At 57.2% G+C, this 11,797-nt stretch carries 11 protein-coding genes; all 11 read right to left on the reverse strand.

Annotation, left to right across the window (positions count from 1 at the left end):
* The coding region (locus ACESY8_RS13220) for a 6-phosphofructokinase (protein ID WP_498794774.1) at positions 1–1,097 on the reverse strand (1,097 nt) is incomplete at its 3' end.
* A 1,314-nt stretch (positions 1,098–2,411) separates the two neighbouring features.
* Entirely contained in the window at positions 2,412–2,720 is a 309-nt protein-coding gene (locus tag ACESY8_RS13225; RefSeq protein WP_082382884.1) for a transposase, read from the reverse strand.
* 45 nt (positions 2,721–2,765) lie between these two features.
* On the reverse strand, positions 2,766–3,758 hold the full coding sequence (gene lplA / locus ACESY8_RS13230; RefSeq protein WP_288860163.1) for a lipoate--protein ligase: 993 nt from the start codon (positions 3,756–3,758) through the stop codon (positions 2,766–2,768).
* A 17-nt stretch (positions 3,759–3,775) separates the two neighbouring features.
* A complete protein-coding gene (locus ACESY8_RS13235) occupies positions 3,776–4,234 on the reverse strand; it encodes a VOC family protein (protein ID WP_024723410.1) in 459 nt (152 codons plus the stop codon).
* Entirely contained in the window at positions 4,224–5,318 is a 1,095-nt protein-coding gene (locus ACESY8_RS13240) for an iron-containing alcohol dehydrogenase (RefSeq protein ID WP_024723411.1), read from the reverse strand. Before ACESY8_RS13240 ends, ACESY8_RS13235 begins: the two co-directional genes overlap by 11 nt.
* A gap of 74 nt (positions 5,319–5,392) precedes the next feature.
* Entirely contained in the window at positions 5,393–6,556 is a 1,164-nt protein-coding gene (locus tag ACESY8_RS13245; protein WP_054338883.1) for a sugar ABC transporter substrate-binding protein, read from the reverse strand.
* Between the two features lie 189 nt (positions 6,557–6,745).
* Complete coding sequence (locus ACESY8_RS13250; protein WP_024723413.1) at positions 6,746–7,906, reverse strand: sugar ABC transporter substrate-binding protein; 1,161 nt, start codon at positions 7,904–7,906, stop codon at positions 6,746–6,748.
* A gap of 302 nt (positions 7,907–8,208) precedes the next feature.
* Entirely contained in the window at positions 8,209–8,997 is a 789-nt protein-coding gene (locus ACESY8_RS13255; RefSeq protein WP_044941801.1) for a 5-deoxy-glucuronate isomerase, read from the reverse strand.
* 25 nt (positions 8,998–9,022) lie between these two features.
* Complete coding sequence (locus tag ACESY8_RS13260) at positions 9,023–9,994, reverse strand: transketolase family protein (RefSeq protein ID WP_054338880.1); 972 nt, start codon at positions 9,992–9,994, stop codon at positions 9,023–9,025.
* Position 9,995: 1 nt separating this feature from the next.
* The gene (locus ACESY8_RS13265) at positions 9,996–10,820 is read right to left on the reverse strand and encodes a transketolase (RefSeq protein ID WP_044941795.1); all 825 of its coding nucleotides are present in this window, start codon (positions 10,818–10,820) and stop codon (positions 9,996–9,998) included.
* Positions 10,821–10,847: 27 nt separating this feature from the next.
* Positions 10,848–11,792, reverse strand: coding sequence for a 3-hydroxyacyl-CoA dehydrogenase family protein (locus tag ACESY8_RS13270; RefSeq protein ID WP_024723416.1), 945 nt, complete (start codon positions 11,790–11,792; stop codon positions 10,848–10,850).
* Between the last annotated feature and the right edge of the window lie 5 nt (positions 11,793–11,797).

The following is an 11,797-nucleotide window of genomic DNA, read 5'->3' on the forward strand; positions in this document are numbered from 1 at the left end:
GGAACCGTCTTTTCCGCGTTGGCCACAATATCCAGGGGTTCCAGCACAGTCTCGCAGCGGTAGCCTCCCTCCCGGGTGCACCGGAAGGCCACCATCTTGTCGGAATACCCGGCGACCGCAGCCTCCACGGCCGCCTTGCCCGCCAGAAACGCCTCGTCGATGTCGGTCTGGGACGCGCTGTGGGCGCCGCAGCGCTGGGGTAGGGACAACTCGATGCCCCGCACCTTGGCGGAGGGCTCCCGCTGCCGGAGAAGGTCGGCCAGCAGCGCCGCCAGCCCCCCAAGCTGGGTGTGGCCGAAGCCGTCGTTGGCGGCGGCGGAAACTCCTTCGGCGATGAAGGCGCCGTCCGCCCGGTGGATTCCCTCAGAGACCGCGATCAGGCACTTGTTCTTCGCCTGATAGACCTGGTGGACATCCGCCAGAAAGCGTTCCATGTCAAAATCCACCTCGGGAAGGTAGATGAGATCCGGGCCGTAGCCCGCCCAGGCAGCCAGAGCAGCCGAGCCGGCCAGCCAGCCGGCGTGGCGTCCCATGATCTCCAGAACGGTAATGGTTCCGTTGTCGTACACATGGGTATCCCGTTGGACCTCCATGCAGGTGGTAGCGATGTACCGGGCTGCGGAGCCGAAGCCCGGGCAGTGGTCGGTGCCGTTGAGGTCATTGTCAATGGTCTTGGGCACGCCGATGACGCGGCACGCATAGCCCACGGACTGCATGTACTTGGAGATTTTGTTGCATGTGTCCATGGAGTCGTTGCCGCCGTTGTAGAAGAAATAGCGCACATCATACTTGCGGAAAATCTCGAGAATACGGCGGTAGTCGGTGTCATCCTGGCTGGGATCAGCCAGCTTGTAGCGGCAGGAGCCCAGCGCGGAGGACGGGGTGTACCGCAGCAGCTCCAGCTCCCCGGCATCCTCCTGCCCCATATCGTACAGCCGGTCCTCCAGGACGCCCTGGATTCCGTTGGCCGCCCCCAGCACCCGGGTGATGCAGTCCGTGTCCAGGGCCGTGCGGATCACCCCGAGCGCGCTGGCATTGATGACCGCAGTGGGGCCTCCCGACTGCCCGATGATGCAGGCTCCTCTCAATTCACTCATGAATTCTTCCCCCTCATAGCAACAAGTTTCAAAGTTTATGGTTTCGGATATCAGCAGCTCTCCAAGTGCCCGCAATAAATGGTTACACAAGCGCCCCGGATTCTCCAGGTTCCAATGCCAACCGTTCCGCCGCAAACTGGTAGCCAGTCTGTCCTGCCCGAATAACCCATGCAAGCGCTGTGCCAAATATTTCATTGAGCCTCCGAAACCATGCCCATATAGCCATTGGCATTTACTGCATCTCCTTTTGACTAAAAATCACCTATTATATAAAGATTTATTGAATTTGGGATCTTTCAGCGGGTTTGCCACGTAAACGGCGCTCTCTCAGAAGCAACAGGCCAGCCCGTTTCTCAGACGGCAGCCGTTGGAGCCTTGCGCCCCTGCAAATATTTGCAAAAACGCAAAAGCTGAGCCCCAAAGTATGAAGGGGCGTAACGGCCCATAAGGAAGGTTATTTCTATTCAAGACGGGTTGCCTCTGGTAGTTATCATAGGCATTGGCAACCACCGCCACAAACAGTTCAGCAGTGACGGAACTGAGCATACGTACCTTCCTGGTATTGACTCCAGCTAGACGAGTAACCCCTCATTGCCGCCAATTGAGTAGTTGTATCGTCCGAAATAGGTCTTGTCCCTCTGGAAACAGCTTATGATGAGGGCCGCGACCATAAGAAGCGCGCAGATGGGCCGGGGCCGAACTTTCTCTGGCCGGTCCGCTTAAATATATCAGGGAAATCAAAATAGGTTTCTGATTTGAAGGATACATAGGCTATAAGTCATGGTAGCCACCATAGATGGAGATGATGAAGCAGGAGTTCAGGCTCATTAGGTTTAACGCCGTGAGGAACCGGGAGCCGCATATGCAAAGAAGATAATGACTTCGGTGGGAAGGATAAGGATGTAAAGCTGTTCTACCAATTTTATAACAGAGCTTCAAGGGCCCCAAGGGTCAGGTGAATGTGCCCGTTTTCCTCAGACTTCACGATGCAACCTCGATGTGAAGCTAGTCCAGAGCTTTGTCACGCCAACGCCTACAGTCCGATACTTAGGGCTACCGGTATGTGGTTTCTCCCTCAGCCCCCGGTGGACGAGATATTACTCGGCGTATTACTTTTTCGCCTGGGTTAGGCGCTTTGATTGGGAGACTGTAGGTGCGCGGTACACCGGCCTATGATTACAAAATGCCCCACTCTCCTCCTCCCTACCAATAACAAAAGGGAACCCCGCCGCAGCGACAGGGTTCCCTCTTACCTCTTAATATTGTAGTAGAAAGCAATATTGCCAGAAACGTGATGTGCAGCCAGAGCTTATCCTAGCTGCGGGATGTACCAGCTTCCTTTATCGTTTTCTCACCTGACAGTGCAAGCAACACCGCTACCAGGGTGCCATCCCTGCGCCACTTGGCAAATCTGGCGTATACAGATTGCCACGGCCCATATTTTCGGGGCAGCATCCGCCAATGAGCACCGTTTCGCACCACCCAGAGCATGCCGTTCAGCATAGTGCGGTCATTCTTACGGGGACGCCCCCGTCCATCAGCCCTGGGGGGAGGCAGAAGTGGCTTTACCCGTTTCCACTGTTCCTTGGTCAGGTCATATGCTCTCATGGGTGCTTTCACCATCTCTATCCAGTCTCTGCAAACTCAGGCTTCCGCTTCCGCAATGCTTTATTGCAGCATAGCAGACACAAAGGTATCCAGGTCCATACGCACAAAATAATCCTCCACCGGCCAGTCTTTCAATGCCTGCCGAAGAGCGCCTTCCTCCAGCGGAGTTCCCTGAAGGTACTCCGCCAGTGCGTCGCTGTCCTTCCGGGCGAAGTAATCCCCCCTGAAGGCAAGCCGGGTAATGTTCCCCTTCTCCACATCCATATGAATCTGAAGGGTTCCACACCCCTCCACCCGCCGCTCCTTCCGAATGCTGCAAGCCGGGGAATGGCCGTGGTTCCACTCCCACTGGCTATAAATCCGCTTCCGCAGTTCCTCCACCTGTTCCAGCTCCTGCGGTGAGAGCTGATACTTTCGCATGGAAAAGCACCAGAACATTCGTTCCCGCAGGGCCGCCCAGAAATCCTCCACCGTCATTTGGGGATCATTTACATAGGGCTTGATATTGGTGACCCGGCTGCGCACCGATTTCAGTCCCTTGGACTGAATTTTGTCGGGCCGAACGGCCAGTGCCTGGCCCACCACCTCCAGATCGGAGTCGAACATCAGGGTACCGTGATGCATGACCCGGCCCTGCCGCAGATATTGGGCGTTTCCGGAAAACTTTTTGTCCCCGATAGTCATGTCGTTTCGGCCATTGATCTGAGCCGGCACCCCCATCTCCCGCAGGGCGTCGACCACCGGCCGGCAAAAGGACGAGAAGTCGATCATTCCGCCCTGACAATCTCTGGCCACAAAAGTAAAGTTCAGATTGCCCCGGTCATGATATACCGCACCGCCTCCCGACAGCCGCCGAACCACGGTAATACCGTGCTCCTTTACATAGGTACTGTTGATCTCCTCCAGAACATTCTGGTATTTGCCCACCACAATCGTCCGGTCGTTCTGCCACAGCATGAAGCAGTCCTCTCTGGGGCCCAGCTGGTCAAAGACAAATTGCTCCAGGGCCAGGTTCCAGGCGGGATCCATGCTGGCGCTTTCCAGGTAATACATGACCTTCCGAACCTCCGTCAGCTCTCCAGATCGTGAATCTCGACCTTGACGCCCAGCTCTCGTCCGGTGTCAAAGTACTCAAACGTCTCCACTCCGGCCACATGTCCCTTCATCACACTGGCAATTCCCCGCTCTGCCATCGTCTCGCGGAACGCCTGGTTGTCTGTAAGGATGGAGATATGGTGAATATGGCCCTCGCCGTGCTCCTTCAGGTGTCTGGCGTAGTCGCTGTACTCATCCAGCGGCTGAATCAGCTCCAGCTGCACGTTTCCCGCCATGCACAGCGCCAGAGACACCTTGAAGTCCTGGCGCTTTCCATATACCATCAGATCCTCAGCCTCGTCCTTGAAACCTTTTTTTCCGTCCCGGATCTCCCAGGGGCCGATCCCATAAAGTTTCTGGTAGCGATCTACCATAGCATACAGATCTCCTGTCACGATGCCGATCTGGGTAATATTTTTGATTTCAGCGCTCAAGATGCAGCTCCTCCTGTTCCATTTCTTTTGCCAGAGCGACCGCCATGCGCACCGCGCCCTCAATGGCCTGGGCGCTGTGGTCACAATTCATGTGGCACACAAAATGGTCGTTATATGTATCCTGACCGATCCGGTGCGCCAGCTCTTCTATCGGCTCCTCGAACAACTCAGCCACAGAAACCGGCAGACCCACCTTTCTCCCGAAACGGATCACACGCCGGATCTCCTGCTCCTGATACCCCTCCAGGATCAGCTGAATCACCAGGCCCACCATCACCCGCTCGCCGTGCATATAGTCGTGCCCGCCCGGCAGAGAGGACAGATAGTCGCCAAACCCATGCGCTCCGGAGCAGCCCGTATTGACTCCGCCGATGCCGGAGAGGAAGCAGTTGGCCTCGATCACCCGCTCCAGCGCAGGGATCACAATATGGTTTTCGGCCGCCAGCCGGGCCAACATCCCATTTTCCAGGATCAGCTCCCGGCAGATCCGGCACAGGGCCACTGCCGTGTTGGACATTTCATGCCCGCTGCCCGCGCAGCTCTCCATCTCGTACCAGGTCGCCAGGGCGTCTCCCATGCCGGACACCAGCAGACGCACCGGAGCCTGGGCCACAATGGTGGTATCGACATAGACCAGATCCGGGCACTTGTGGAAGATACGGTCCCCCACAATCTCCTGGCCGTTCTCGGAGTAAAGCACGCTGACAAAGGTACAGGGCGCGTCGGAGGCCGCTGCCGTTGGAATCATGACCATAGCCCGTCCCAAGTCCATCGCGGCGGAACGCACAATGTCCATCACTCCACCGCCGCCGATGGCGCACAGCACCTGGGCTCCGCTGTCCGCCGCCAGCTTTGTCACCCGCTGTATCTCCGAGGCGCAGGGCACCCCGGAGGTGAGCTCAAACTGTATCTGGGCATCAGTCCCCGAGAAGCTATGCGCCAGCTTTTCCTTTGATACCCTCAGGGCGGATTTGCTGCCAACAAACAGGAAGGATCGTCCGTAGCACATCGTATGCTCCGCGAACTCCTCTAGCGCGTCTTTTCCTTGAAAATAGGCTCCCGGAAATTTCATTGACAAGCTCATATCTCACGCTCCATTTTGAACATGCAGGGCTGGCCGGGTTGGTCCTTCTCCCCCCCCCGGCCAGTCTGCTGTATTTACGCTCTGTTCGCGTTGGCCTCTACCTTGGCATACACGTTTTCAGCGTAATTTGCCATAAAGTCCACATAGTAGTCGTAATTTACCTCGGCATTATTGCGAACCAGCAGGTTCTGATATTCCTCGTCGGAGATGGTGTGGGTGGAAAGTGCCTCGTCACTCAGGAACTTGTAGAAGTCCTCCGCATTGTCAGAAGTCACTGTGAACAGCTCCAGGCTGTCAAAGTAGGGGGCCTTGCCCTCAGAATCCTTGATTACGTTTCCATCCAGGTAATTGACCAAGAGGGTAATCGCCACTCCGCAGCTTGCAAACACGCCTCCGCTGCATGCCTCTACCTCACCATCCATAATAAGCTGGCAGATATTTGGACTGATATCAGCGCCGTAAATCTTACACCCCTCAAGGCCGCGGGACTTGACAACATCCGCAGCCGGCGCCACGTAGTCATTGCCGCACGCATAGACGCAGTCCACATCGGGATAGGCGGTCAAGAGATCATTTGTCTTCTGCACTCCTTCAGAGGGATCCGCGGAGTGAGAGACAAACAGCACCTCTCCGCCGCCAGCCTCAAACGCCTCGGTAAAGCCGATGATACGGCGGTCGTGGGCGTAGTCGCCGGAAGCGCCGGCGGAGATCACCGCAGTCTTACAGCCGTCGGCCAGCGCCAGCTCCGCAATGCCGGCCCCTTCGCCCTGGGGACTGTAGACCACCGTTCCCACATAGTACTCGTCCTGCTCAAAGGCAGCCACATCCTCATCCTTGGGCGCACACGCAAAGAACACATACGGTGTCTCCGCATTTTTGCAATACTGGGCAGCTACCGGGAAAAGCGTCTCGGAGATGCCCAGAAATGCCACCCCGTCAGGAGCAGAGGCCAGTTGGTTCTGGAGCTGGGTGATCGACTTGTCAGCGGTAAACTCATTGTTGGTTACATTCAAAGTCACACCGAGGGCATCCGCCGCGTTCTGCTCATAGGCCGCATTTGTATCAAGCGGATAGACACCCGCGCCGAAGTTGTTGGTGGCGATGGTATAAGAGGTATTGCTGCCGGTATTGACAGCGGGGCTGCTCTGTCCACCGCCAGACTCCCCTGTGGGGGCGCAGCCGGAGGCCAGCGCGGAAAGCATTGCCAGGCCGAGAACCAAAGCAAGGATTCGTTTCATGTGTTTCCCTCTTTTCATCCGGTTTTATACTCATATAGCTTGCGGCAGTCACACATCATGTTAACCGCGCTCCACATGCCATCACTCCAGAAGGCCGCTCTGCACCACCATGTTTGCGGCAAGCCGCCTCTGGGATAAGGCTGGCCAGAGCTGGAAGGGCCCGGCCAGCCCGCTCAGGAGACAGCGCTCTTACTGTGCGGCATTTGCCTCCACTTTTGCGTAAACGTTCTCCTCATAGTTGGTCAGGAAGTCGTAGAAGTAGTCATAGTCCACGTCGGGATTGTTGCGAACCAGCAGGTTCTGATACTCCTCGTCGGAGATGGTGTGGGTGGCCAGGTTCTCATCGCTGAGGAACTCATAAAAGTCCTCAGCGTTCTCGGCAGTCACCATGAACTGGGTTAGGTTATCAAAGTAGGGCGCGGTGCCGTCGGCGTCCTTGATCGGGTTGCCGTCCAGATAATTGATCAGCAGGGTCACCGCCAGACTGCCACAGACAAACTCACCGCCCGTGCAGGCTTCCACCTGGCCATCCATAATGAGCTGGCACACAGAGGGGCTGATGTTGGAGCCGTAGATCTTGCAATCGGTAATGCCGCGGGACTTGATGACGTCGGCGGCAGGGGTGATGTAATCCTCACCGGTGGCATAGATACAGTCCGTGTCGCCATAGGCGGTCATGTAGTCATTGGTCTTCTGTACGGCCTCGGAGGGATCGGCGGAGTGGGAGACAAACAGGATCTCACCGCCGCCGGCCTCAAAGGTCTCAGTAAATCCGATGATGCGGCGGTCATGGGCATAGTCGCCGGAAGCGCCGGCGGAGATCACCGCGGTCTTGCAGCCGTCAGCCAGCGCCAGCTCGGCCAGCCGCGAACCCTCGTTCTTGGGGCTGTAAATGACCATGCCCACATAGTACTCATCCTGCTCAATCTTTTCCATATCCTCATCGGTGGGAGAGCAGGCATAGAAAACATAGGGCGTTTTGGCGTTCTTGCAATACTGCGCCGCCACAGGGAAGAGCGTCTCGGAGATACCCAGGAAGGCCACCCCGTCGGGGCTGGCGGCCAGCTGATTTTGCAGCTGGGTTATAACCTTGTCGGCGGTAAACTCGTTGTTGGTAACGGTCAGGGTCATGCCAGTGGCGTCCGCCGCGGACTGCTCGTTGGCCACCATCATATCCAGAGGATAGGCGCCCACGCCGAAGTTGTTGGTGGCAATGGTATAACCACCTTCGCCGCCCGCGTCAGCCGTGGGACTGGTCTGGCCGTCGTCGGTCTGATCTGCGGGCGTGCAGCCGGCGGCCAGTGAAAAGAACATTGCTGCGCTGAGAACCAATGCAAGAAGTCGTTTCATGTGTTTCCCTCTTTTCATTCGTTTTTATATGCGCATGGCTTGGGGTGGATAAGACGTCTCTTATCCTCAATTTTATGGTACATGCCGCATGTGCCTCATGTCAATTGCAACCGGCATGCCAGCCTCCGGCGTTCAGGGGCCGGCACACCAAAGGCCTTGTGTCCCGTTACGTCCCAGGCAGTCTCCCTCTGCCCGCGTCCTGCCCGCGGGCGGCTTTTGGGCAGAAGGAAGCTTGCATTCGTGCAATTTTTTGCACCTGTGCAAACAGTGCCCCAATAACATTGCCGGAATTTCCTCCGCGCTCAGATCTCCGGGAAATACTTGGCGTCCTTTTCGGCCACCCAGGCGTGTTCAGGTACAACCGTGGTAACCATGGGATCGTTGTCGCGCAGACGGATGGCCCAGATATAGTATTCCGCATACCCGGGGGCAGTGGCCTGGCTGTGAGTCACGCCGTGGGCCATGCAGGTGGCGTCGTTGTGGTGAACTTTATAGACGGTGTCTCCCACCTCGGCATAGCCGTAGCCATTTTCGGGCAGGAACTTATAGAAGTAGATCTCAGGCTCCACGTGGGTATGGGGGGGGAAGCTGGACCACTTGCCGGGGTAGCTCACCACCTCGCCGATGAAGAAGTTTGTCTCCGGACAGTTGGAGCGATCCAGGAAGGTGCGCACGATACGGGTGGATGCCTCGTTCATCAGGCCGGCGCCCCGGAGTTCAGAGCCGCACAGCAGATCCTCGCCCTTCATCAGCTTGGGTTCAAAATGCTTGGGATTTGTGGTGCGCTGGATGGAGACTTCGGCCTTGTCAGACTGGCACATCAGCTCCACAGCGGTATTCTGGGGCACATGGAGCAGGATGGGATCCTCATGGAAGCAGGATTTGCGCTCCACGGTCTCCTCCTTGTCCGCCCAGCGGAAGGTAACCTTGCCCGTCACCAGGACGTAAATGCACTCTTTCGGCTCGTTGTAGCTGACAGTATCGCCCTTTTCCATCAGCAACTCGCCGAAGTCCATGTTCATGTCGGAGGCGTCGCCCTCCACAACGATGGGATTATATCCCCTCTGGAATCCGGAATTGGTGAGTTTCATATAAATTACCTCCTACAAATTTTGATTACTGATTTTTTCGCGCGATCGCTTTTCGCGCCTTTTCGTAAATGGTCTTGGCGTCCAGCTGGTAGATTTCCCGCAGGTAGTCCACCGTGCCCACCTGGCCAAACCGGTCCAAAACTCCTACCCGCTCCAGCGGCACAGGGCAGGTCTCCGCCACAACTTCGGCCACCGCGCTGCCCAGACCGTTGTAAATGCTGTGGTTTTCGGCCGTGACAATGGCGCCGGCAGAGCGGGCGTAGTGCTCCACCGCATCCCGGTCAATCGGCTTGAGGGTGAACACATTGACCACAGCCGCGCTGATTCCCTCCCGGGCCAGCTGATCGGCCGCCTTCAGCGCCTCGGCCACGCACACGCCGGTGGCCATAAGGGTCACATCAGTACCGGGGCGCAGCTCAGCCGCCTTCCCAATTTCAAAGGTGGAGCCAGGCTGGTAAATTTGCACCGCGTTCTTCCGGGACAGGCGGACATAATATACGCCGTTGGCCCTCTCCAGTTGGCGAATCACATTGTCCAGCATGATGGAGTCGGTGGGCTCGATAATGGTCACTCCAGGGATATCCCTCAGGGAGCCCATGTCCTCAAAGGGCATGTGGGTGGCGCCATTCATGGCCGCAGTGATACCGGGATCGCTGCCGATGATGCGGATGTTGGCTTTGGCAAAGGCGGCAGACACAAAAATCTGGTCTAAGCAACGGCGGGTGGCGAAGCAGCCGAATGTGTGGCAATAGGGCACCATGCCCACGGCGGACATGCCCGCAGCCACGCCGATCATGTTGGCCTCCTGAATGCCGCAGTTCACCGTCCGCTCGGGATGGGCCTCCCCAAATGGTACCGTACCCACAGAATTCATTAGATCGGCGTCCATGACTACAATCCTGTCGTTCTGGTTTGCCAGATCAATCATCGTTTGGCAGTACACATCCCGCATGGCCTGCTTCTCTGTTTCAAGCGTCTCACAGATCCTGTACGACATTTCAGCACCCCTCCTTCTCCAGCCGTGCAATGGCCTCCTCACACTGCTCCTTGCTGAATCTCATGTGGTGGTTATACTTGATCCCCTCCGCGAAGAAGCAGCCCTTGCCCTTTTGGGTCTGGAGGACGATCATAGTGGGCTTCTCCTGCTGATGCTTGGCCAGGGCGATGGCATCATAGATGGCGTCGACGTCATGCCCGTCCACCTCCAGGGCGTACCAGCCGAAGTCCTGGAATTTCTGGCGCATATCCCCCAAATCGCAGATATCCTTGGTATAGCCGTCCAGCTGCTGATGATTGTAGTCCAGGAACGCAATCAGGTGGGACAGCTTGTGCTGCGGGGCGTACAGGGCTCCCTCCCACACCTGTCCCTCCTGGCTCTCGCCGTCGCCCAGCAGCAGGTAGGTATAGTTGTCCTTTCCCAGCATTTTATTTCCATGGGCGATGCCGATGGCGGTGGACATACCCTGGCCCAGGGAGCCGGTGCTCATATCCACGCCAGTCGTGCTGTTGCGGTCGGGATGGCTGGGAAGCCTGGTTCCGTTGGTATTGATGGTCAGCAGCTGCTCGACCGGGAAGTAGCCTTTCAGCGCCAGCGCGGCGTACAGGGCGGGGCCGGCGTGCCCCTTGGACATGACAAAGTAGTCCCGATCCTCCCACTGAGGGTTCTTCGGATCCACGTTCATTACGCCGCCATAGAGTACACCCAGCACATCTGCGGCAGACATGGCGCCGCCCAGATGGCCGAAGCCCAGTTCGCCCAGGGCCTTCAGCACCTGGATGCGGATGTTTTTTGCAAACAGCTCCAGGTCCTTATGTTGTGTCATCGTACGTTACCTCACTTTCTCCTCTGCTTAAAAGCGCTCCAGCGCTTTACCCACTTTGATGAGATTTGTGATAAGCCCATCGTTATAGGCCTTCATTTCCTCCGCCGTCCACGTCTGCATGCCCACGCCGCCGGTCTTGAATCCCAGCTCGCCCCGCTCCACCTTCTCCTTCAGAAGGGGCGATGGTTCGTGGGAGTCCTCCAGGTAGCTATACAGATAAGAGGAAATACTCAGACACAGATCGGCGCCGATGGCGTCAATCTGCTCAATGGGGCCGATGGTACCCAGGCGCATTCCGAAGCTGTATTTGACGGCATCGTCCACGTCCTTGGGGTCTGCAATGCCGTTGGCAATGATGCTCACAGCCTCACGCCCCAGGGCGTTCTGCATCCGGTTGGCAATGAAGCCGGGCACGTCTTTTTTTACTACGATGGGCTTTTTGCCCGCCTCGCGAAGCACGTCACACACCGCATCCACCGCATGGTCGGACACATCGGCGGTACGCACCACCTCTACCAATGGGATGAGGAAGGGCGGGTTCCAGAAGTGAGTGCCCAAAATCCGCTCTCTGTGGACGGACTTGGAGGCGATCTCCGTGACGCTCATGGCAGATGTGTTGGTGCACAGCACCGCCCCAGGCTTGCACGCCTGATCCAGGCGCGCAAAATAGTTCTGCTTGAGCTCCATGTTCTCCAGCACGCACTCGATGGCGAAGTCCGCCTCACGGGCAGCCTCGTCAAAGTCCAGCACAATATCAATGCGCTTCCGGATTTCGTCACACCGGTCGGCATCCACCAGGCCGTTTTCCGCCAACAGCTTCAGGTTATCCTCAATGACCCCGGCGGAGGTCTGCTGCTCCCTGACATCAAAGGCCAGCAGCTTCACGGGGAAACCGGTCACCGCAAACTGAAGCGCAATGCCGGTTCCCATTTTGCCGGCGCCGAACACGGAGATCTTCGCCTTGTTTTCCATATCAT

Source organism: Clostridium sp. ATCC BAA-442 (assembly GCF_964239415.1).
In the GTDB taxonomy this organism is placed as follows: Bacteria; Bacillota; Clostridia; order Oscillospirales; family Oscillospiraceae; genus Flavonifractor; species Flavonifractor plautii.